A 21123-nucleotide genomic window follows, 5' to 3' on the forward strand; every position below is an offset into this window, starting at 1 on the left:
AGGCGACATGACGGTGACGCGGTTTCACGACCTGCCCCTCGCCGACCGCGACAGGCGCTGGGACGCGGACTCGGCCGACAAGCACGTGCGCGCCTGGGCGGGAGCCGAGGAGAAGCCGAACGGCAAGTACCGCGAGGCGCACGTCTGGTACGACGGTGACGAGCCCGACGAGTTCGGCAGCTACAAACTGCCCATCGCCGACGTGATCGGGGGCGAGCTCAAGGTCGTCCCGCACGCGGTGCGAGCCGCGGGAGGCGTCATGGAGGGGGCGCGGGGCGGGGTCGACGTCCCCAGGGAGGACGTCGAGCGCATCAAGTCCCACCTGGCCAGGTACTACGCCAAGATGGGGGAGACCGCTCCATGGGAACGCTGACCACGAAGACGCGTTTCGGGTTCGCCGCCGACCCGGGCTGGACGACCTTCCTCCTCCAGTTGATGGGCGTGACCCCGCAGCGGGCCTTCGTCCTGGTCGAGGACGAGCGGCTGACGGTGCGCTTCGGCCCCTGGCTGCTGCGCACCCCCCTGTCCAACGTCCTCGACGCCACGATCACCGGACCCTACACGGCGTGGCGGGTCATCGGACCGCACCTGTCGCTGGCCGACCGGGGCGTGACCTTCGGGACCAACGCCGAGCGCGGCGTCTGCGTCCGCTTCCGGACCCCGGTCCCCGCGCTCCTGCCCGGCGGCCTGCTGCCCCACCCCGGCGCAACCGTCACCGTCGCCGATCCCGAAGGACTGGTGAGCGCGCTCGCAGGGGCGCGGAACACATGACGCGGAACACATGACGGGGAGGCATCCGGGTACAGGGTGTTCCTGATCGAAGGAGAGGAAACGATGGCCAACGAAGACATGCCGGAGCAGACGTCCGCGAAGGGCCAGCCGATGGTCCGCGCCACCCCGCGTGACGTGGTCTACATCCGCCTGGCCTCGTTCGGGTTCATACCGGTCGCGGTCCTGGCCGTGTTCGGCTTCGCGACCGGCACGACGTGGCTGATCGTCGCCATGGCCGTGCTGGCGGTGATCCTCATCGGGGTCATCACCGTCGGAGTCCGCCGCCAGTCACGCAACTCCCGCGACGGCATAACGACAGAAGCGGGCTGAGGCCTCACAGTCCCCGGTGACCGAAAGGACTTGGGCGCACCGGTGTCCGGACCGGGACCCGGCTCACTCCCCGGTCGGCAGGGACTGGTTGTCGGCTTGGGCGCGTCGGTGTCCGGACCGAGGCCTGGCTTGGGCGCGTCGGTGTCTGGACTGAGGAACGCAGGAGCGCAGCGACGGAGTGACGAGGGAAGACACCGACCCGAAAGCGCCCAAGCCCGCGACGCCGCCAGGCGTCGCAATAAACAGAGCGTCGCAAACAAACAGGTCAGGCGGGCGAGTCGACGGCTTCCGGCGAGAGGATGTGGTCCAGGACCATGTGCGCGCAGCCGACGATGCCCGCCCCCGGGCCGAGCCTGCTGCGCTCGATCCGCAGGTTGCGGGTCGACAGGGCCGTCGAGCGGCGGTGGACGACCTCGCGCACGCCGGAGACCAGTGGCTGAAAGGTCTCGGCCACGTCGCCGCCGAGGACGACCACGGCGGGGTTGAGCAGGTTGACGGCGCTGGCCACGACCTCTCCCAGCATCCGAGCGGCGTTGCGGACGACGGTCATCGTCTCCGCGTCGCCCGCGCGGACCAGGCTCACCACGTCGGCCAGGGTCTTCACCTCGTGTCCTCTGGCGCGCAGCTCGCGCAGGATCGCGGTGCCGCTGGCCACCGAGTCGACGCAGTCGACGTTGCCGCAGCGGCACAGCACTCCCCCGCCGTCACGGACCGGGATGTGCCCGATCTCGCCGGCCGCGCCCAGCGCGCCGCGCAGGATCTCGCCGCCCGCGATGACGCCGGAGCCGATCCTGGTCGAGACCTTGACGAACAGCAGGTCGTCCGCCTGGCCCGCGTAGACGGCGCGGTGCTCCCCGATCGCGATGACGTTGACGTCGTTGTCGAGGAAGACGGGGGCGGGAAAGCGCTCGGCGATGAGCGGGGGGATCTCGACGCCGGTCCAGCTCGCCATGATGCGGGCGCTCTCGGTACGGCCCGCCGCGAACTCGACCGTGGCGGGCACCCCCAGGCCCACGCCCCGCACCTGCGAGATCGGCCGGTCGCCGAGCAGGTCGCTCCAGGTCCGCATCACCAGGGGAAGGACGACGTCGGGCCCCTCCTCCACGTCGACCTCGAGATCGGCGCGGGCCAGCTCGCCGCCCGCGAGGTCGCACACGGCGATCTGCGCCCTGCTCGCTCCCAGGGAGGCGACCAGCACGACGCCGCCCGAGGCGTTGAAGACGAGCCGGGTCGGCGGGCGGCCTCCGGTGGAGGGCCCCTCGCTGTCCTCGACGACGAGACGCCGGTCCAGCAACTCGGTGACCCGCAGGGAGACGGCGGGCCGGGACAGGCCGGTGACCCGGCCTATGTCCGCGCGCGTCACGGCCTCACCGGTGCGGATGAGGCGAAGCACCTCACCGCTGGTGGCGAGGGCGGCAGCGGGACGTCGAGGCATCCGCTAAGTGAACCACACCCCCTTAGGAAATGAAAAGTTCAAACTTTCTCATCTCAAATGACAAAACTCCGCTTGTGTAGAGCACAAGATGCGGATACTGTCCGATCTATCCCTAATTCCGGTAGATCACCACGGAGCACTCCCCATGTCAGAGACCCCGCAGTCCGCCGACCTGATCGTCTTCGGCGGCACAGGTGACCTCTCCATGCGGAAGCTCCTGCCCGCGCTGTACCACTGCGACCGGGACGGCCGCCTCTCCCCGGAGACCCGCATCATCGCGATGTCGCGGGGCGGGCTCGACGACGCCGACTTCCGCGGCAAGGTCGACGCGGAGGTGCGCGGCTCGGTGCCGGTCGACGACCTGGACCTCTGGCAGCGCTTCCTGGGCAGGCTGCACCACGTCTCCATCGACGTCGGCGGCGAGGACACGACGGGCTGGGCACGGATCACCGGCCTGCTCGCCGGGCACGAGCAGCGCAACCGGGTGTTCTACCTGGCCAGTCCGCCCATGACGTTCGGCCCCTTCTGCCGGGAGCTGGACCGCGCGGGCCTGGTCACCCCCGGTTCGCGGGTGGTGCTGGAGAAACCGCTCGGCCGCGACCTGGCCAGCGCGCGGCGCATCAACGACGAGGTCGGCGCCATCTTCGACGAGCGGCAGATCTACCGCATCGACCACTACCTGGGCAAGGAGACGGTCCAGAACCTGCTCGTGCTCCGGTTCGCCAACGCCTTCCTCGAGCCGATCTGGAACTCCCTGTGGATCGACCACGTCCAGATCACCGCCGCGGAGACGGTCGGGACCCCGGGCCGCAGGGGTTACTACGACCACGCGGGCGCGCTGCGCGACATGGTGCAGAACCACCTGCTCCAGCTGCTCTGCCTGGTCGCGATGGAGCCTCCCGCGCGCAACGACCGCGAGTCCATCCGCGACGAGAAGGTCAAGGTCCTGGAGTCGCTGCGGCCCATCGTCGGCGGCGAGGTCGACCGGTTCACCGTGCGCGGTCAGTACACGGCGGGCGAGTCCGGCGGCGTACGGGTTCCCGGCTATCTCGACGAGCCGGACAACACCGCGCCCACCGAGGCCTCGCACCGGGTGGAGACGTTCGCCGCGATCCGCGCCGAGGTGAAGAACTGGCGCTGGGCGGGCGTGCCGTTCTACCTGCGCACCGGCAAGCGCATGCCGTACCGGTGCTCGGAGATCGTGGTGCAGTTCAAGGACGTGCCCCACTCCATCTTCCCGGGCAGCACGCCCAACCGGCTGGTGCTGCGGCTGCAGCCGAGCGAGGGCATCCAGCTGCACCTGATGGCCAAGGAGCCGGGCGCGGGCGAGGTGGCGCTCAAGCCGGTCCCGCTCAGCCTCAGCTTCGCCGAGACCTTCACCGGCCGGGTGCCCGAGGCCTACGAGCGCCTGCTCATGGACGTCCTGTCCGGCAACCCCACCCTGTTCATGCGGCGTGACGAGGTCGAGGCCGCCTGGCGGTGGATCGACCCGATCCTCAGCGAGTGGGAGTCGCACGGCACACCGCCCGAGCCGTACCCGGCCGGCAGTTCGGGGCCCGCCGGAGCCCACGAGCTCGTCGCCCGCAGCGGCCGTACCTGGCACGAGGAGAACCCGGCATGAACGACCTCGCGAACCACGAAGACCGAAACGACGACGGAGGAGGCCGGATGAACCCCGTCATCCAGGAGATCACCGACCGCCTGACCGAGCGCAGCCGCGCCAGCCGCGCCGCCTACCTGGCACGGCTCGACGCCGAGGCGGAGGCGGCCCGCGAGCGCGGGCCCGCCAGGGGGAGCCTGGGCTGCGCCAACCTGGCCCACGGCTTCGCCGCCGCGGGCGAGGGCGACAAGCGGGACCTGCGGGCCAACGTCAAGCCGGGCGTGGCGATCGTGTCGAGCTACAACGACATGCTGTCGGCCCACCAGCCGTACGAGACCTATCCGCCGATCCTCAAGGCGGCCGTCCGCGGCGCGGGCGGCGTCGCGCAGTTCGCGGGCGGCGTGCCCGCCATGTGCGACGGCATCACCCAGGGCCGCGCGGGCATGGAGCTGTCGCTCTACAGCCGCGAGGTCATCGCGATGGCCACCGCGATCGCGCTCTCCCACGACATGTTCGACGCCTCCCTCATGCTGGGCGTCTGCGACAAGATCGTGCCGGGCCTGCTGATCGGCGCGCTGCACTTCGGCCACCTGCCCGCGGTCTTCGTGCCCGCCGGACCGATGACCTCCGGTCTGCCCAACAAGGTCAAGGCACGCACCCGGCAGCTGTTCGCCGAGGGCAAGGTCGGCAAGGCCGAGCTGCTCGACGCCGAGTCGCAGTCCTACCACTCGCCCGGCACCTGCACCTTCTACGGCACCGCCAACTCCAACCAGGTCATGATCGAGGTCATGGGCCTGCACCTGCCGGGGTCGACCTTCGTCAACCCGCGCACCGAGCTGCGCGAGGCCCTGACGAAGGCGGCGGGCAGGCGGGCGGTCGAGATCACCGCGCACGGCGGCGAGTACACCCCCGTCGGCAGGGTCGTCGACGAGAAGGCGATCATCAACGCCTGTGTCGCGCTGCTGGCGACCGGCGGCTCGACGAACCACACCATGCACATCGTCGCCATCGCCGCGGCGGCGGGCATCGAGCTGCTCTGGGACGACCTGGCCGCGCTGTCGAAGGCGGTCCCGCTGCTGACGCGCATGTACCCCAACGGCCAGGCCGACGTGAACCACTTCCAGGCCGCGGGCGGCATGCAGGTGCTCATCGGCTACCTGCTGGACGCCGGCCTGCTCCACGCGGACGTGCTGACGATCGCCGGGCACGGCCTCGACCACTACCGCTCCGCCCCCCACCTCAAGGACGGCGAGCTGCTGTGGGAGGAGCGCGCCGAGGGCAGCACCGACCCCGACGTGCTGCGTCCCGTCTCGGAGGCGTTCTCCCCCGACGGCGGCATCCACATGCTCGACGGCAACCTGGGCCGCGCGGTCAGCAAGGTGTCGGCGGTCAAGGAGGAGCACCTCGTCATCGAGGCTCCGGCGAAGGTCTTCGACGACCAGCTGGAACTGCTGCGCGCCTTCGAGGCGGGCGAGCTGGACGGCCAGGACTTCGTCGCCGTCATCCGCTACCAGGGACCGAGCGCGAACGGCATGCCCGAGCTGCACAAGCTCACCCCGCCGCTCGCGGTGCTGCTCGACCGGGGGCAGCGGGTGGCGATCGTCACCGACGGCCGCATGTCCGGCGCGTCCGGCAAGGTCCCCGCCGCCATCCACCTGTCGCCCGAGGCCGCCCACGGGGGTCCGATCGCGCTGGTCCAGGACGGCGACCCGATCCGCCTCGACTCGACCGAGGGCACCCTCGAACTGCTGGTCCCCGCCGAGGAGCTGGCGGCCCGCACCCCGCAGGGCGCGCCGCTCACCGACGCCCAGTGGACGGGCACGGGCCGCGAGCTGTTCGCCGCCTTCCGCCGTACGGCGGGGCCCGCCGAGCGCGGCGCCGGGATCTTCGCCCTGAACGGCCGCGCCGAGAGCGTCGCCGCACTCGCGAACGGAGCCGAGGCGTGAGGGAGGTCCGGTGAGCCTGCCATGGCTCGTCGCCGACGTCGGGGGAACGAACGCCCGATTCGGCCTGGTGACAAGACGAGGCGGGGGTCCTGAGGCGGTGGCCGTGCTGGCCGGCGCCGAGTACGACGGCCTTCCCGAAGCCGTAGCCGCCTATCTCGCGGAACACGCGGGCGGAGTTCAGCCGGGAGCGGCCTGCATAGCGATAGCGGGACCGGTCAAGGGCGACCGTTACCGGCTGACGAACGCCGGATGGTCCGGCTCGGTGCGCGACCTGGGGATCCCCAACGCCGAACTGCTCAACGACTTCGAGGCCCTGGCCGAGTCCCTGCCCTACCTGGGCGACGGCGACCTGGTCTCGCTGGGCGGCCCCGCGCCCTCCCGCGGGGTCAAGGCCGTGCTCGGTCCGGGAACCGGTCTCGGGGTCGGCGGTCTGGTGCCCGCGGCCGAGGGCTGGGTGGCGATCCCCGGCGAGGGCGGTCACGTCACCGTGCCGATCCTCGACGAGCGGGACCACGAGATCGTCAGCGCGTTGCGCGCCGACGGGCTGGAGCACGTGGTGGCCGAGCACCTGCTGTCCGGTCCCGGGCTGACCCGGCTGCACCGCGCCCTCGCGCTGGTGCGCGGGGTCAGGGCTCCCCGCCTGTCCGCCTCGGACATCGTGGCCAGGATGGACGACTCGCTGTGCGCGGAGACCGTCGAGGTGTTCTGCGGCATGCTCGGCACCTTCGCGGGGAACGTGGCCCTCACCCTGGGAGCCCGCGGCGGCGTCTACCTCGGCGGCGGCGTGCTGCCCCGTATCGTAGACCGTGTCCGTTCCAGCGACTTCCGCCGCCGGTTCGAGAACACCCCCACGCTGAACGACTACCTGTCCGACATCGCCACGACCCTGATCGTGGCCCCCCAGCCCGCGCTCGTCGGCGCGGCCGCGTGGCTGGACCAACGCCTGTCCAACATGGAGTACGCATGAGTCTGCTCGACATCGCCCCGGTGATCCCGGTCGTCGTCATCGACGATCCGGAGACCGCCGTCCCTCTGGCCCGCGCCCTGGTGGCGGGCGGCCTGCCGGTGATCGAGGTGACCCTCCGCACGGCCGGTGCGCTGGAGGCCGTCGAGCGCATCGCCGCCGAGGTGCCCGAGGCGGTCATCGGCGCGGGAACCATCCGTACCGGGGCCGACGTGACCGCCGCCGTGGCCGCCGGGGCCCGGTTCCTGGTCAGCCCGGGCAGCACGCCCGCGCTGCTGGACGCCATGGAGGGCGGCGGCGTGCCGTTCCTTCCGGGGGTGGCGACCGCGTCCGAGGTCCTGGCGCTGGCCGAGCGCGGGCTGACCGAGATGAAGTTCTTCCCCGCGGAGGCGGCGGGGGGCCTGCCGTACCTGAAGTCGCTCGCGGGCCCGCTGGCCGACGTGCGCTTCTGCCCGACGGGCGGGATCAGGCTCGCGACGGCTCCCGACTACCTCGCCCTGCCCAACGTCGGGTGCGTGGGGGGGACCTGGCTCACCCCCGCGGACGCGCTCGCCGAGGGCGACTACGCCCGCATCGAGAAGCTGGCCTCCGAGGCGGCGGCGCTCCGCTGAGGAGACCGTCCGCCCGGAAGCCTCCTGTGGGAGGCGGACCGTCCCCGCTCCGGAGCCGTCCCGTCGCACCGCCGGGCCCTCCGCACCGCCGCCTCGTGATCCGGGGCGCCCTTGGGCGATCAGGTGACATGTCCGTCTCCCCAGCGCGGAGTAAGTGGATGGATTCGTCCGAAAGGTGGAGGCGGGGGCGTGCTTCCCCTACCCTGTAACGACGAGGGGAGTACTTCCCAAGAACCGACCCGGTCAGTACGGACGCCCTGCGGCGTCCCCGGGCGGTCGCCCGTGCGACGCGGGTGAAGGAGACCTCGAGTGACCGCGTCATTCGAGGAGCCCTCATGCCCGCAGACCTTTCCTCCCCCACTCCCTGCCCGACGTCCGCCGTCCCGGCGCCCGACGTCCCGCCCCCGGCACCCGCCGACCCGGCCCCGTCGCCGAAGGGCGGCTCCGAGGTCCTGGAGTATCCCGCCGGGTCGCTGGTCCTGCTCGCCGGGCTTCCCGGCGCGGGCAAGAGCACTCTGCTCGACCGGCTGTACGGCCTCAGGGGCGACGAGCGGGAGCCGGTGGCCTCGGGCGCGGTCCGGGTGATCGACTCGCGGCAGTCGCGCAACTGGTGGGCCCGCTACCTGGGCCCGGTCCCTCCCCGGGCCCGCACCCCGATCGTGCACGCCACCCACGTGTGGCGGATCGCGCGGGCCGTGCTGGGCGGGCACGACGTGGTCGCGCACACCAGGGGCACCTGGTCGCACATCCTGTACGGCTTCGCCTGGATCGCCCGCCGCGCGGGCGGCGAGGTCCACCTGATCCTGCTCGACGTGGAGCCGCAGACGGCCCGCGCGGGACAGTTCTCCCGGGGACGGGTGGTCACCGCCACGACCTTCGCCCGGCACTGCCGCCGCTGGCGGGTCATCGTCGACCGCGCCCGTGGCGGGTCCCTTCCCCCCGCGGCCGGTGTCACGCTGCTGGACAGACCCGCCGCCGACCGGCTCGGCGCCATCCGTTTCACCGGCCCCCGCCCCGGGCGTCCGGCGGCCCGGACCTGACGGGCGGAGCGGGCGGGGGGCGACGCGTCTCCGGAAGGCGTCGGCGCGCACCCGGCGGGCACCGAACATATGGAGCAGCGCTCCGGAACATAGTATCGGTACTCCGCCCGTGATCCAGAAAGGCCGCCGCATGGTGAAAGCGACCGAAACCCCGACCAGCGCGGAACCCGCCATGCGCGCGGACGCCCGCCGCAACCGCGACCGGGTGCTGGCCGCCGCCAGGACGGTCTTCTCCGAGCAGGGGACCGACGCCTCCCTGCGGGACGTCGCCAGGCGCGCGGGGGTCGGCATCGGCACGCTCTACCGGCACTTCCCCACCCGGGAGGCGCTTCTGGAGGCGTTGATCGGCCACGGCTTCGACAGGCTCTGCGCCGCCGCGGACGAACTGCTCACCGCCCCCTCCCCCGGGGACGCGCTGACCACGTGGCTGCACGACTTCGCCGTCGGCAGCGCCACCTACCGGGGACTTCCCGCCTCGGTCATGAGCGGGGTGCAGGACGAGGGCTCGGAGCTCCACCGGTCCTGCGTGTCCATGCGCGCGGCCGCCGCCCGGCTTCTGACGCGCGCGCAGGAGGCCGGGGCCGTACGCTCCGACCTGGTCATCGAGGAACTGCTCACGCTCGGCGCCGCGATCGCCTGGGCGAACGAGCAGATCCCCGGGCGGGCGAACCTGACCGACCGGTTGCTGTCGCTGACCATGCAGGGCATACAGCACCGGCAGTGAGAGAGTCGGACGGGCCCGCCCTCGCGCCCGCCTACCGGACGGGAGCCCCCCAGGGGTGGTCCTCACCCGCCCTGGCGGGCACGCCCGTCGCCCTGACCGCAGGGCGCACGGCCCTGCCCGGCGGCGGGACCGTCCTGTCGGGCGGGGGCGCGACGGAGTGGCGCCGCTCCCCCCTGAGCTCGGCGTGGCGCAGCATCACCCCGCGCGCGACGGTCGCCGGGTTGTCCACTCCGTAGACCGCGTAGAGCCGCCGCCCCGTCTTCGGCGACATGCGCCCGGTCCACCAGCGGTAGACCATCCCGTCGGTCCAGATCACCAGGTCCCCCCGCACCGACACCAGTGCCAGGCCGTAGCCGCCGTGAACGTCGCCTTCGACGCCCTGCCGTGCCAGCTCGTCCCTGAGCAGACCGGCGGCGTGTACGGCGGGCGTCCCGGCGAGCGCGCCTTGGACGATCACACCGTCCACCTCCTCTCGGCATTCCATGGAAACGATTCGTCGTTTCCTCTTCCCAGAGTGAACAGGAGTGATTACTTTCTGTAGATGTTCGGCTACGAAGAGGTACATGCACCTCGGTTCGGGTCGGCTGTAGGTTCCACCCCGACCCCTGTAGGACCCAGAAAAGACGGGAGCCCCCCATGCCCGCACCGAAGGAGCTGGACCCCAGTACGAGCGTCAGCGCCTACTGGGGATCCGAGCTGCGCAGGTTGCGGGAGGCGAGAGGCTGGAGCCAGCAGGAGCTGGCCAGGCGGACCTCCTACTCCACCTCTCTGGTCGGCCTGATCGAGACCGCCGCCCGTGCTCCCACCAGGAAGTTCGCGCAGAGATGCGACGAGGTGCTGGAGACGGGCGGGACCCTCGTGAAGCTCTGGCCGCTCATCGGCCGAGAGTCCTCCCCCGCCTGGGTTCGCTCGCTGTTCGAGCTGGAGTGGGAGGCTCGGACGCTGCGCAACTACCAGCTCGCGGTGGTTCCCGGGCTGCTGCAGACCGAGGACTACGCGCGGGCTCTGACCCGGGCGGGACGGCCGTTCGACACCGAGAAGGAGGTTGAGGAGATGATTACTGTGCGTATGCAACGGCAGCGACTGCTCGACCGGCCGGACCCCCCGATCCTCTTCGTCCTGCTGGACGAGGCCGTGCTGACCCGCCCCATCGGCGGCGGCGGTGTCATGCGCGGGCAGCTGGAACACCTTCTGAAAGCCACGACGCGACCGAGGGTCACCATCCAGGTGATTCCGTTCGAGGTGGGCGCGTACGCCGGGCTGGCGGGCCCCATATTGGTGCTCTCCTTCAAAGGCGCCCCCGACATCGTGTACATGGAGAACGCGGAATCCGCGCAAATCCTGATCGATCCGGCGCGGGTCGACCCTCTATCGGCCCAGTTCGACGCCCTGCGCTCCTATGCCCTACCCCAGGCCGCATCGGCGGCCTTCATCGAGAAAAGGATGAACACATGGATCTGACCGGCGCACAGTGGCGCAAGAGCAGCCGCAGCAACGGCAACGGCGGCGAATGCGTGGAGGTGGCCGTCAACCTCCCCGGTGTCGTCGCGGTGCGCGACAGCAAGAACCCCGAGGGGCCCGCCCTGCTGTTCACCCCCCAGGTGTGGACCGACTTCCTGACGCGCGTCAAGACCGGCAGGGTCTGAGAGAAACCCGACGGCCCCCGCCGCTCCCGCGGGGGCCGTCTCGCATGCGCCCCTCCCGCTTCACGCGCCGCGGCGGCCCGGCGACGCTTCGGCGATCTTGTTTTTGGCGTTTCTTGGCTGACGCTCGGCGGGGGCCCCGGTTCGCCGATGCTAATTTGATCATGAGCCAGGAGGCCGACGGGCGCGTTCTCCGGGAAGGCCGGCTCCTCTCGGCCCGCGTGCCGCCGCGGCACGAACACTTCCCCGCCGCGGCGACGCGCCGCCCGCCCCGCGGCCTTCGACAGCGAATTCAGGCAGGAGGCCATGGGAGAACTCAGTGAGCCGGCGAGCTCGCCGCGGAGCAGGGCGTCGATCCTCGCCGTCGGCGTCTGCGCGACGATCGTGGCCGGAGGCCTCCTGCTCGGACCTGCGGCCAAGCCGGTCGGGGCGACCGGCCACTGGGACGCCCCGGCGTCGACCGGCGACCCGCAGGTCGACGCCGCGGACCTCTACGCGTTCACCAGCCCGGAGAGGCAGGACACGGTCACGCTGGTGGTCGACTACGCCCCCTTCCAGCCGCACAACACGCTTCGCCCGTTCGCCACGGAAACGCACTACGACCTGCACGTCGACAACACGGGCACCGGGAGGCCCGACATCACCTACCGCTGGACGTTCACCGACGAGGACCGGCGCCCGGCGTTCACCTCGCTCGCGACCAGGGGGGTGGTGAGGTCGGCGCGCGACGGCTCCCTGCTCTTCCGCCAGCACTACACGCTGCGCAGGCTGCGGCCGGGCAGGCCCGAGCAGATCCTGGTCGAGGACGCGATCGCGGCGCCGTCCCACCTCGGCAGCCTCGTCATGCCCGACTACCGGCGGCTGCGCGACGAGGCGGTGGTCAGGCTGCCCGGTGGCGGCCTTGCCTTCGCGGGGCAGGCCGCCGACCCGTTCTACAGCGACGGCAAGGCCGTCGGCCTGCTGCGTTTCGGCGTGCCCAGCCCTCCGGCGGCGACCGGCGTCCCGCTGAACGTGAACGCGCTGGCCCTCCAGGTGCCGAAGTCGGAGCTGGCGCTGGGCGGCGACCCGCGGGCCAACCCGGTGGTCGGCGTGTGGGCCACGGCCTCGCGCAGGTCGCTGGGCCTGCGCTCGCCCGACGAGGCGGAGTACGTCCAGGTGTCCCGTCTCGGCAATCCCGACTTCAACGAGATGTTCGTCCCCCGGGCCTCCCAGGACCGTTTCAACGGGATGAGCCCGCACCAGGACCGGGGGACGGCCGAGGTGGTGGGCGGGCTGCTGAATCCGGAGCGGGCCGGGCAGGTGCAGGCCGCGACCGGGGCGCGCGCGCCCGAGGCGCCTCGCAGGGACCTGGAGGAGGTGTACCTCACCGGGCTGACGACCCGCTCGGACGGTCCGATCAGGCGGGACCTCAACTCCCAGCTGCTCAACCGCGACGTCGTGAGGGACGGGTTCGCGCCCGCCGAGGAGCTGCGGCTCAACATGGGCACTCCCGTCACCGCCGCCCCGCACAGGTACGGCCTCCTCCGTGACGATCCGCAGGGGTTTCCCAACGGCCGCCGCCTGACCGACGACGTGGTCGCCATCGGCCTGCGTATGCTCATGGGAGAGCCCGCGGGGGCGGGCAGCCCCTGGCTGGTCGACGAGAACGCCGCCGTCCTGCTGACCAAGCCGGTGACGGGCTTCTTCCCCTACCTCGCCATCCCCAACTACTTCTGACGCCCTCCTCGAAGATCTCCTGAAGACCACTACCTCTGGGACCGCGGGAATGAAGCGCCTACCGAGATTCATGCCGTTGTTCGGATGCCTGGCCGTGAGCGGCGCCCTGTTCGCCCTGTTCGCCACGGCGGGAACGTCGCGCGACGCCAGGACGTTGCGCGACACCGGGATGGAGCCGTCACGGCCCGCGCCCGCGTCCCCCGACCCGGCCGACTTCATCACCGGCGCGCAGTCGTACCTGCGCCGCCACCCCGCCGACGCGCGGACCTGGGCCGACCTGGGCGGCGCGCACCTGGAGCAGGCGAGACGCACAGGGGACCCGGCTCACTACGTGAGGGCGCGCGGGGCCTTCGAACGCTCCCTGAAGCTGTCCCCCCAGGTCGACGCGATGATCGGGCTGGGCACCCTGGCCAACGCCCGGCACGAGTTCGGCCGGGCGCGCGCCTGGGCGTTGCGGGCCCGCAGGGCCGCGCCCTACCGCTGGCCGCTGTACGGAGTGCTCACCGACGCCTACACCGGACTCGGCCGGTACGGCCGGGCGGAGCGGGCCCTGCAGCGGATGCTCGACGGCAGGCCCGACGTGGCCTCGCTCTCCCGCGCCGTCCACCTGCTGCGGCTGCGCGGCGAGAGCGAGCGGGCGAGGGAGGCGCTGCTGCGGACACGTCTGATGGCCTCCTCCTCCACCGACCTGGCCCTGTGCGACTTCCAGCTCGGCGAGATCGAATGGGAGAGCGGGCGTCCGAGGGAGGCGCTGCGCGCCTACGGGCGGGCGCTGGCCGCCGACCCCGGTCACGCCGCGTCCTTCGCGGGGCGGGCGAGGGCGGAGGCGGCTCTCGGCTGGAGCGGCTCGGCGATCCGCGACTACGGCGCCGCGGTGGCGCGCGATCCCGGGTTCGCCGTCGAGTTCGGCGAGTTGTACGAGTATCTGGGGCAGCCGGAGAAGGCCCGGCAGCAGTACGCGGTCTTCGTGGCGGGCAACAGGCTCATGGGGGCCGCGGGGACGGCCGACGCCCTGGAGGCGGGACGGTACGAGGCCGACCACGGCGACCCCGGCGCGGCCGTGCGGCGTCTGGAGGCGGAGTGGAGGCGGCGTGGCAGCGTCGAGGCGGCCGACGCCCTGGGGTGGGCCCTGCACCGGGCGGGCCGTGACGCCGAGGCGGCCGGGTACGCCGCCCGCGCGGAGCGGCTCGGCGGCCACGACGCGCTGTTCGCCTACCACCGGGGCGAGATCGAGCGCGCCCTGGGGCGCCGGACCGTCGCGCGGGCCCATCTGACCAGGGCGTTGCGGATCAACCCGTACTTCTCCCTCGCGGGCGCGCCGAAGGCCCGTCAGGCGCTGATCGAGCTGGGCGCGGCGTGAGGCGACTCCGGCCCCCCGCCCGGCTTCCTGTCCGGCTCCCCGCCTGGCTTCCTGTCCGGCTCACAGCGGCAGGACACCGCCGGGCTTGAGGGCCTTCATGGCGATCTGGGAGGTCAGCTTGTCGAGGCCAGGCAGGCGGCCGAGCCTCTCCAGGCACAGCTGGCTGTAGGCCTCCATGTCGGGCACCGCGACCCGCAGCACGTAGTCGGGGCGGCCGAACATCCGCAGGCACTCGACCACGTCCTCGATCTCCATGACGGCCTCCTCGAAGGCGGTGACCGTCTCCGCGTCCTGCCCCTCCAGCTCCACGTAGGCGAGGACCTGGAAGCCGCGCCCGACGGCCACCGGGTCGATCACGGCCCGGTAACCGCTGATCACCCCCGTCTCCTCCAGGTTGCGCACTCGGCGCAGACAGGGCGAAGGGGTCAGCCGCACGCGTTCGGCGAGTTCGAGGTTGCTGAGCCTGCCCTCCAGCTGCAGAAGGCCGATGATTGCGCGATCAGTTGCGTCCATGGCACCAGATGCTAACCAAGGAGCCTATGGCAATAAATATTGACATCATATTTCGGACATCCTGGCATAACCTTGCGGCAATCCAGAAGAGCACGGCAAGACGGGACCCATGATCATGACGATCTCCGCCGAAATCCGCGAAACGGCTCCCGATGACCGATACGCCCTTGAAGAGGGCCAGGTGTTCATGACCGGAACGCAGGCCCTGGTCCGGGTGATCCTCGACCAGATGCGCGCCGACCGCGCCGCGGGCCTCGACACCGGGACGATGGTCTCCGGCTATCCGGGCTCCCCTCTCGGCGGTTTCGACATGGAGCTCGCCCGCTCGCGGCGGCACGCGGAACCGCTGGACGTCGTGCACCGCCCCGGCCAGAACGAGGAGCTCGGCGCGACCGCGGTCTGGGGAAGCCAGCTCGTGCCCGTGCTTCCCAGACCGCGCAAGGCCGGCGTGCTGGGCGTCTGGTACGGCAAGGCCCCCGGCGTCGACCGCGCCGCCGACGCGCTGCGGCACGGCAACTTCGTCGGCGCCCACCCCCAGGGCGGCCTGATCGCCCTGTGCGGCGACGACCCGATCTGCAAGTCGTCCACGCTCCCCTCGGCGACGGAGAGCGCGCTCGCCGCCCTCGGCATGCCGATCATCCACCCGGGCAGCGTCCAGGAGCTGCTCGACCTGGGCCGTCACGCGATCGCGGCCTCCCGGGCCAGCGGCCTGTGGGTGGCGGTCAAGGCGGTCACCGACGTCGTCGACGCGACAGGAACGGTCCATGTCGGCGCGGGCCGCGTGGTCCCCGTCACGCCCGTCGTCGAGTACGAGGGCAAGCCGTACCGGCACGTGCCCGACGCCACCCTGCTCACGCCGTGGTCGCTGGAGATGGAGCGGACGCTCACCGGGCCGCGCCTCGAACTGGCCCGCGCCTACGCCAGGGAGAACGGCCTCAACCAGGTCACCGTCGACCCCCGTGACGCCTGGCTCGGCATCGTCGCCTCCGGCACCGCCTACTACGACGTGCGCGAGGCGTTCCGCAGGCTGGGCGTCGACCCGGCCGAGCTCGGGGTCCGCATTCTCAAGATCGGCATGATCTGGCCGCTCGAGCCGGAGATCGTCAGGACCTTCGCCAGGGGGCTCACCGAGATCCTCATCGTCGAGGAGAAGGGCCCGATGCTGGAGACCCTGGTCAAGGACGTCCTGTACGGCACCGCGGACGCCCCGCGCGTCCTGGGCAAGCTCGACGAGAACGGCGCCCCGCTGATCCCGAGGACCGGGGGCGTCGACGCCGACCTGGCCGCCAAGGCGGTCGCCTTCCGGCTGCGCCGCGCGGGCATCGAGGCCTCCGCGGGCGAGCGGGTCACGAAGGGGCTGGCCGTGATCTCCCGTCCCGCGCCGCTGAAGCTTCTCGGCCCGCAGCGCACCCCGTTCTTCTGCTCCGGCTGCCCGCACAACCGCTCGACCGCCGTCCCCGACAACGCCCCCGTCGGCGCGGGCATCGGCTGCCACACGATGGTCGTGATCAACCGCGAGGGCAAGGGCTCGCTGACGGGCCTGACCCAGATGGGCGGCGAGGGCACGCAGTGGATCGGCCAGGCGCCGTTCACCGAGACCCCGCACATCTTCCAGAACCTGGGCGACGGCACCTTCCACCACTCGGGCTCGCTCGCCGTGCGCGCCGCCGTCGGCGCGGGGGTCAACATCACCTACAAGCTGCTCTACAACAGCGCGGTCGCGATGACCGGCGGCCAGACGATCACGCCCTCGCTGGCCGTGGCCGACCTGACCCGCTGGCTGGAGGCCGAGGGCGTGCGGCGGGTGATCGTCACCACCGACGAGCCGGAACGCTACCGGGGGGTGACGCTCTCCCGGATCGCCGAGGTCCGCGACCGCACCGCGCTCGAGCAGGCGCAGCGGGAGCTGGCTGCGGTTCCCGGCGTGACCGTGCTGGTCCACGACCAGCAGTGCGCGGCGGAGAAGCGGCGGCTGCGCAAGAAGGGCGACCTGCCCGACCCCGTCAGGCGTGTGGCGATCAACCAGCGGGTGTGCGAGGGGTGCGGCGACTGCGGGCAGAAGTCGGAGTGCCTGTCGGTGCTGCCGGTCGAGACAGAGTTCGGCCGTAAGACCGAGATCCACCAGTCGTCCTGCAACAAGGACTACTCGTGCGTCGAGGGCGACTGCCCGTCCTTCCTGACCGTCGTGCCCGGCGGGAAGAGCGGCGGGAAGGCCAAGCCGCGCGTCACCGCGCCTGCTCCTCCCGAGATGCCCGCGCCCGTCTTCCGCACCGGGGAGGCGACCGTCAGGCTGGTCGGCATCGGCGGCACCGGCGTGGTCTCGGTGGCGCAGATCCTCGGCACCGCCGCGATGCTGGACGGCAAGCGGTCCCGGGGACTCGACCAGACGGGGCTGGCCCAGAAGGGCGGCACGGTCGTCTCCGACATCCTGATCTTCGAGGGCGAGGACGACCGCTCGGCCCGGGCGGGCACCGGCGGGGTCGACGCCTACCTCGCGCTCGACCTGCTCGGCGCGACCGACCCGAAACACCTGCGCACCGCCGACCGCGACCGGACCGTCGCGGTGGTCTCCACGAGCCTGGTCCCCACCGGCTCGATGGTCCTCGACCCCGCCACGCACGTCACCGAGCTCGGTTCGCCGATCGGCGCGCTCGAGGCCCGCACGCTTCGCGAGCTGAACGTCTACCTCGACGCCGAGGAACTGGCCCAGGCGCTGTTCGGCGACCACATGCCCGCGAACACGATCGTGGTCGGCGCGGCCTGGCAGCGCGGGCTCATCCCGCTCAGCCTGGAGTCGATCGAGCGGGCCGTACGGCGCGGCGGCGGCAGGGCTGCCGACATGACGATCGCCGCCTTCCACTGGGGCAGGGCCGTCGTCGCCGCCCCCGAGGCCGTGGCCGAGGCGACCCGCCCCTCCTCCCCCGCCGAGCCGTCGCCGAGCCCGGAGGTCACGAGACTCGTCGACTCCGTCGCGGAGCGGGACACCGAGCTGCACCGCCTGCTCACGGTACGGGTGTCCGACCTGGCCGCCTACCAGAACCCGCGCTACGCCGCCCGCTACACCGACGCGGTCAGGGCGGTCCTTGCCGAGGAGCGGAAGTCCTCCGGAGGGCCCTCGCCGATCACCGAGGCCTACGCCCGCCACCTGCACCGGCTCATGGCCTACAAAGACGAGTACGAGGTCGCCCGGCTGCACCTCGACCCCGCCGAGCGCGCCCGGATCGCCGCGGAGTTCGGCCCCGGAGCCAAGATCTCCTACAACCTGCACCCGCCGGTCCTGCGCGCCATGGGCATGAACCGCAAGATCCGCCTCGGCGTCTGGTTCGATCCGGCCTTCCGCCTGCTGTACGGCATGCGCCGGCTGCGCGGCACCCGCCTGGACCCGTTCGGCATGGCCGGGGTGCGCAGGACCGAACGCGAGCTCGTCGGCGAGTACACCCGCGACGTGCGCCGCGCCCTGTCCCGCCTGCGCCCGGAGAACCAGGAGCTGGTCCTGGAGCTGGCCGAGCTGCCGGACGTGATCCGAGGCTACGAGCACGTCAAACTGCGCAACGTGGCCAAGTACCGCGAGTCCGCCCAGGTCATCCTCGACCGGCTGGGCGACGGCCAGGACCCGCGCGTCTGACGCGCGTTGATCTCGGAGCACGCCTCTTCCGTCGCATGGCGGCGGTGCCGCCGGGGTCACCGGGTCGCTCTCGGGCGGCCCGGCCCCGTCGTCGACGCCTCCTGCAGCCGGTGCTTGACCGGAGGGAAAGGAAGAAGCCGGAGAGCAGGAGAGGGCTGGAGGAGGCGGAGCGCTCGATCCACAGACCGTCGTCGACGGGTACGCCTACGTCTCCGGCCTCTACCCGCCGCCTCGGGGCAAGACCTGGGTGCGTTCGAAGTTATTGCAGGAGTGACAAGAAGGAACTGTTCGACTCTCCTATGACTTCTTCGACCTCGAGCCGCAGAAGCTCATCAACTCGCTGCGGTGACGAGGGGGCGCTCCGTCACGCTCTCCCTCCCTTCCAGCGGTCGTCGCAACACCCCGGTTCGGGGAGTGCGATGGACACGGCGACTACTTCGCACAGGCCAACATCTCATCCTCGGTGTCCGCTGATGCGATGCAGTCGATGCGCCGCTGGGTGTCATTAACAGCAGTGAACACATGCTGAGCTCCCCAGATGGATGCGGTGGCGGCGAAGATGCCGAGGATCATCCCGATGGTCGCGACACCGCCGTTTGTCGCCACGCCTTTGCGGGCGCGGGACATGCCGGTGATGCCGAGGGCGATGGCGACGATCGCCAGAGGTCCGGCTATGACGAATCCAATGGCGACGAATCCGAACAGGCATCCGATGCCGCCGCAGATGAGCGCTGCCAAACCTAAGCCATTACGCGGCGCCGGCATCGGCGGGGCGGGCTGGTGGTAGCTGTACGGGCCAGGCATCTGCTGGGTTTGCCGGCCGTGGAAAGGCTGCCCGGGCGGCGGCCCGTACTGCGGCGGCATGGTGTGGGGCTGCGGCGGCCGGCCTTGGGGCGGCCCGTACTGCCCGTACTGCCCGTACTGGTCGTTCATGAGAGGCTCCTGAGACTTAAGGTGAAGCGTAGGACGCACCGCTCGTTGAATGGGTTTGCACACTTGCACGGAATCGGCTGATCGATCGGAAAGTGACGCGCGTTCAGGCCAGGTCGGGGGTGTTCGCGCCGCAGCTGTCCACACCTTTTCTGTCTGACTTCTCCGCGATATCAGGGTTTCACATCTGGCGGAAAAGACACACAGAAGGCGCTTTTTACCTTGGATCGCAAATTCACGCATTCTGCCGGTTTTGTGGCTGTTTTCCGACTGTGGGGTGAAGGTCTTCGTCCACCGTGAAGCGAGAGCGACTCCCCGTAACGGCCGGCATCAGGAGTCACGTGATGTTCAGGATCCGGGTTGCCCCTGGGTGGATGTCAGCCGTTCCCGACCGGCTAGCGGGTGGCTCCGGCCCAGCGGCTACGTCGTCCTGACGGCCGACAGGGGCGGGGTGAGGTCCTCCAGTGAGGCGCGCTCGGCCTTGACGCCCAGGAAGATCGTGACGATCCCCGCGGCCACCATCATGGCCGAGGCGAACAGGTAGCCGTAGAACAGCCGGGTCGGGTCCGGGTTCTCCTGGTCGCCGATCAGGGCTCCGAAGACGGCCGGGCCGAGGGCGCCGAAGGTCTGGGCGATCGCGAAGAACACCGCGATCGCCAGGGCCCTGATCTCCAGCGGGAACAGCTCGCTGACGGTGAGGTAGCCCGAGCTGGCCGCCGCCGAGGCGATGAAGAAGATGACCGACCACAGCAGCGTCTGGGTGGTCGCGGTGAGCGCGCCCTCCTTGAACAGCCAGCCGGTCACGGCCAGCAGGAGGCCGGAGACGATGTAGGTCGAGGAGATCATCGGCTTGCGGCCGACGGTGTCGAAGAGGTGGCCGAGCACGAAGGGGCCGAGCAGGTTGCCCAGGGCGAACAGGAACAGGTACTTCGAGGCGTCCGAGGCGCTCACGCCGTAGAACTGCGAGAGCACCAGCACGTAGGTGAAGAAGATGGCGTTGTAGAGGAAGGACTGGCTGATCATCAGGGTGGCGCCGAGGACGGACCGTTTCGGGTAGTCCATGACGATCACTCTGAGCACCTCGCGGTAGGGGACCGTGCCGTGCGGCCTGATCTCGATGACCTTGCGCCGGTCGACCGGCGGCAGTTCCCGTCCGGAGGCCGCCACCTGGCTCTCGATCACCTCGATCGCCTTCTCCGCCTCGCTCTCCCTGCCGTGCATGACCAGCCAGCGCGGGCTCTCCGGCAGGTGCCGTCGCAGCCCCCAGATCACCAGGCCGAGCAGCGGGCCGATGAGCAGGCCGAGCCGCCAGCCCAGGTTCACCGGCAGCAGGTCGGGATTGAGCAGGATGTAGGTGGACGCGGTGCCGATCATCGCGCCGAGCCAGTAGGTCCCGCTGACCGCCAGGTCGACCCGGCCCCGGTACCTCGCCGGGATCAGCTCGTCGATGGCCGAGTGGATCGCGGCGTACTCCCCGCCGATGCCGCTTCCCGCGACGAACCTGAACACCAGCAGCCACCAGTAGCTGAAGGAGAACGCCGTGAGGCCGTTGGCGACGAGGTAGAGGCCGAGGGTGAAGATGAACAGCTTGCGCCGTCCCAGCCTGTCGGACAGGCGTCCGAACACGAGGGCGCCCGTGACCTGCCCGAGAAGGTACACGGTCGCGGCGAAGCCCACCTGCGCGGAGGTCAGGCCGAGGGTCTGGCTCTCCCTCAGGACGTCGCCGACGGCGCTGGCGATCGTGATCTCCATGCCGTCCAGCACCCAGGCCACCCCGAGCGCGACGACCATCCTGGTGTGGAACCGTGACCACGGCAGCCGGTCGATCCGCGCGGGAACGAGACTTCTGATGGTTTCGTGCTCCGATGCCCCCATAAGGACCCAGAGTAGTGTCCCCGTCGCCCAGAGTAAGAAA

Annotated in this window: 19 protein-coding genes; 14 read left to right on the forward strand and 5 right to left on the reverse strand. The window is 71.2% G+C overall.

The genetic code is table 11. The annotated features are described in order from the left end of the window. Positions 1–7: 7 nt before the first annotated feature. The 3 genes from PKF00_RS10490 to PKF00_RS10500 all read left to right on the forward strand — a co-directional run bounded on the left by PKF00_RS10490 (position 8) and on the right by PKF00_RS10500 (position 1101). Entirely contained in the window at positions 8–373 is a 366-nt protein-coding gene (locus PKF00_RS10490) for a hypothetical protein (protein ID WP_271217228.1), read from the forward strand. Then, complete coding sequence (locus tag PKF00_RS10495) at positions 361–771, forward strand: hypothetical protein (protein ID WP_271217229.1); 411 nt, start codon at positions 361–363, stop codon at positions 769–771. The genes PKF00_RS10490 and PKF00_RS10495 overlap by 13 nt, the downstream gene beginning before the upstream one ends. 63 nt (positions 772–834) lie before the next feature. Next, on the forward strand, positions 835–1101 hold the full coding sequence (locus PKF00_RS10500) for a hypothetical protein (RefSeq protein ID WP_271217230.1): 267 nt from the start codon (positions 835–837) through the stop codon (positions 1099–1101). Positions 1102–1366: 265 nt separating this feature from the next. Here the strand turns inward: PKF00_RS10500 and PKF00_RS10505 are convergent, their stop codons facing one another. Next, positions 1367–2536 (reverse strand): ROK family transcriptional regulator, encoded by a 1170-nt coding sequence (locus PKF00_RS10505; protein WP_271217231.1) that lies wholly within the window; start codon positions 2534–2536, stop codon positions 1367–1369. A gap of 145 nt (positions 2537–2681) precedes the next feature. Here PKF00_RS10505 and zwf point away from each other — a divergent pair, with 145 nt between their 5' ends. The 6 genes from zwf (at position 2682) to PKF00_RS10535 (ending at position 9421) form a co-directional block, all read left to right on the forward strand. After that, positions 2682–4157 (forward strand): glucose-6-phosphate dehydrogenase, encoded by a 1476-nt coding sequence (gene zwf / locus PKF00_RS10510; protein ID WP_271217232.1) that lies wholly within the window; start codon positions 2682–2684, stop codon positions 4155–4157. A gap of 47 nt (positions 4158–4204) precedes the next feature. After that, a complete protein-coding gene (edd, locus tag PKF00_RS10515; RefSeq protein WP_271217233.1) occupies positions 4205–6082 on the forward strand; it encodes a phosphogluconate dehydratase in 1878 nt (625 codons plus the stop codon). Positions 6083–6092: 10 nt separating this feature from the next. Further along, positions 6093–7049, forward strand: a complete 957-nt coding sequence (glk, locus tag PKF00_RS10520) for a glucokinase (RefSeq protein ID WP_271217234.1) — start codon at positions 6093–6095, stop codon at positions 7047–7049. Next, entirely contained in the window at positions 7046–7657 is a 612-nt protein-coding gene (gene eda, locus PKF00_RS10525; protein WP_271217235.1) for a bifunctional 4-hydroxy-2-oxoglutarate aldolase/2-dehydro-3-deoxy-phosphogluconate aldolase, read from the forward strand. The genes glk and eda overlap by 4 nt, the downstream gene beginning before the upstream one ends. A gap of 335 nt (positions 7658–7992) precedes the next feature. Next, on the forward strand, positions 7993–8697 hold the full coding sequence (locus PKF00_RS10530; RefSeq protein WP_271217236.1) for an ATP-binding protein: 705 nt from the start codon (positions 7993–7995) through the stop codon (positions 8695–8697). A gap of 130 nt (positions 8698–8827) precedes the next feature. Next, the gene (locus PKF00_RS10535) at positions 8828–9421 is read left to right on the forward strand and encodes a TetR/AcrR family transcriptional regulator (RefSeq protein WP_271217237.1); all 594 of its coding nucleotides are present in this window, start codon (positions 8828–8830) and stop codon (positions 9419–9421) included. Positions 9422–9452: 31 nt separating this feature from the next. On the opposite strand, the gene PKF00_RS10540 is transcribed toward PKF00_RS10535, so the two are convergent. Then, a complete protein-coding gene (locus PKF00_RS10540) occupies positions 9453–9878 on the reverse strand; it encodes a hypothetical protein (RefSeq protein WP_271217238.1) in 426 nt (141 codons plus the stop codon). Positions 9879–10057: 179 nt separating this feature from the next. Between PKF00_RS10540 and PKF00_RS10545 the strand changes: the two genes are divergently transcribed. The 4 genes from PKF00_RS10545 to PKF00_RS10560 all read left to right on the forward strand — a co-directional run bounded on the left by PKF00_RS10545 (position 10058) and on the right by PKF00_RS10560 (position 14140). After that, positions 10058–10882 carry a helix-turn-helix domain-containing protein gene (locus PKF00_RS10545; protein WP_271217239.1) on the forward strand — a complete coding sequence of 275 codons (825 nt, stop codon included), beginning with the start codon at positions 10058–10060 and terminating at the stop codon, positions 10880–10882. Then, on the forward strand, positions 10873–11067 hold the full coding sequence (locus PKF00_RS10550) for a DUF397 domain-containing protein (RefSeq protein ID WP_271217240.1): 195 nt from the start codon (positions 10873–10875) through the stop codon (positions 11065–11067). The genes PKF00_RS10545 and PKF00_RS10550 overlap by 10 nt, the downstream gene beginning before the upstream one ends. A 303-nt stretch (positions 11068–11370) precedes the next feature. Continuing rightward, positions 11371–12780, forward strand: a complete 1410-nt coding sequence (locus PKF00_RS10555) for a DUF4331 domain-containing protein (RefSeq protein ID WP_271217241.1) — start codon at positions 11371–11373, stop codon at positions 12778–12780. Positions 12781–12850: 70 nt separating this feature from the next. After that, complete coding sequence (locus PKF00_RS10560) at positions 12851–14140, forward strand: tetratricopeptide repeat protein (protein WP_271217242.1); 1290 nt, start codon at positions 12851–12853, stop codon at positions 14138–14140. A 60-nt stretch (positions 14141–14200) separates the two neighbouring features. Here the strand turns inward: PKF00_RS10560 and PKF00_RS10565 are convergent, their stop codons facing one another. Further along, positions 14201–14653, reverse strand: a complete 453-nt coding sequence (locus PKF00_RS10565; RefSeq protein WP_271217243.1) for an Lrp/AsnC family transcriptional regulator — start codon at positions 14651–14653, stop codon at positions 14201–14203. 115 nt (positions 14654–14768) lie between these two features. Between PKF00_RS10565 and PKF00_RS10570 the strand changes: the two genes are divergently transcribed. After that, positions 14769–18278: an indolepyruvate ferredoxin oxidoreductase family protein gene (locus tag PKF00_RS10570; protein WP_271217432.1), complete on the forward strand. Its 3510-nt coding sequence runs from the start codon at positions 14769–14771 to the stop codon at positions 18276–18278. Positions 18279–18710: 432 nt separating this feature from the next. Here the strand turns inward: PKF00_RS10570 and PKF00_RS10575 are convergent, their stop codons facing one another. Beyond that, positions 18711–19211 carry a DUF4190 domain-containing protein gene (locus PKF00_RS10575; protein ID WP_271217244.1) on the reverse strand — a complete coding sequence of 167 codons (501 nt, stop codon included), beginning with the start codon at positions 19209–19211 and terminating at the stop codon, positions 18711–18713. Between the two features lie 417 nt (positions 19212–19628). After that, positions 19629–21083 (reverse strand): MFS transporter, encoded by a 1455-nt coding sequence (locus PKF00_RS10580; RefSeq protein WP_271217245.1) that lies wholly within the window; start codon positions 21081–21083, stop codon positions 19629–19631. Between the last annotated feature and the right edge of the window lie 40 nt (positions 21084–21123).

The organism is Streptosporangium carneum, from assembly GCF_027922005.1.
GTDB lineage: Bacteria > Actinomycetota > Actinomycetes > Streptosporangiales > Streptosporangiaceae > Streptosporangium > Streptosporangium carneum.

Excerpts from the sequence above, each read along its gene's own strand:
- PKF00_RS10490 (WP_271217228.1), top strand. The coding sequence starts at position 8 with ATGACGGTGACGCGGTTTCACGACCTGCCCCTCGCCGACCGCGACAGG.
- PKF00_RS10495 (WP_271217229.1), top strand. The coding sequence starts at position 361 with ATGGGAACGCTGACCACGAAGACGCGTTTCGGGTTCGCCGCCGACCCG.
- PKF00_RS10500 (WP_271217230.1), top strand. The coding sequence starts at position 835 with ATGGCCAACGAAGACATGCCGGAGCAGACGTCCGCGAAGGGCCAGCCG.
- PKF00_RS10505 (WP_271217231.1), bottom strand. The coding sequence starts at position 2,536 with ATGCCTCGACGTCCCGCTGCCGCCCTCGCCACCAGCGGTGAGGTGCTT.
- zwf (WP_271217232.1), top strand. The coding sequence starts at position 2,682 with ATGTCAGAGACCCCGCAGTCCGCCGACCTGATCGTCTTCGGCGGCACA.
- edd (WP_271217233.1), top strand. The coding sequence starts at position 4,205 with ATGAACCCCGTCATCCAGGAGATCACCGACCGCCTGACCGAGCGCAGC.
- eda (WP_271217235.1), top strand. The coding sequence starts at position 7,046 with ATGAGTCTGCTCGACATCGCCCCGGTGATCCCGGTCGTCGTCATCGAC.
- PKF00_RS10530 (WP_271217236.1), top strand. The coding sequence starts at position 7,993 with ATGCCCGCAGACCTTTCCTCCCCCACTCCCTGCCCGACGTCCGCCGTC.
- PKF00_RS10535 (WP_271217237.1), top strand. The coding sequence starts at position 8,828 with ATGGTGAAAGCGACCGAAACCCCGACCAGCGCGGAACCCGCCATGCGC.
- PKF00_RS10545 (WP_271217239.1), top strand. The coding sequence starts at position 10,058 with ATGCCCGCACCGAAGGAGCTGGACCCCAGTACGAGCGTCAGCGCCTAC.
- PKF00_RS10550 (WP_271217240.1), top strand. The coding sequence starts at position 10,873 with ATGGATCTGACCGGCGCACAGTGGCGCAAGAGCAGCCGCAGCAACGGC.
- PKF00_RS10555 (WP_271217241.1), top strand. The coding sequence starts at position 11,371 with ATGGGAGAACTCAGTGAGCCGGCGAGCTCGCCGCGGAGCAGGGCGTCG.
- PKF00_RS10560 (WP_271217242.1), top strand. The coding sequence starts at position 12,851 with ATGCCGTTGTTCGGATGCCTGGCCGTGAGCGGCGCCCTGTTCGCCCTG.
- PKF00_RS10565 (WP_271217243.1), bottom strand. The coding sequence starts at position 14,653 with ATGGACGCAACTGATCGCGCAATCATCGGCCTTCTGCAGCTGGAGGGC.
- PKF00_RS10570 (WP_271217432.1), top strand. The coding sequence starts at position 14,769 with ATGACGATCTCCGCCGAAATCCGCGAAACGGCTCCCGATGACCGATAC.
- PKF00_RS10575 (WP_271217244.1), bottom strand. The coding sequence starts at position 19,211 with ATGAACGACCAGTACGGGCAGTACGGGCAGTACGGGCCGCCCCAAGGC.
- PKF00_RS10580 (WP_271217245.1), bottom strand. The coding sequence starts at position 21,083 with ATGGGGGCATCGGAGCACGAAACCATCAGAAGTCTCGTTCCCGCGCGG.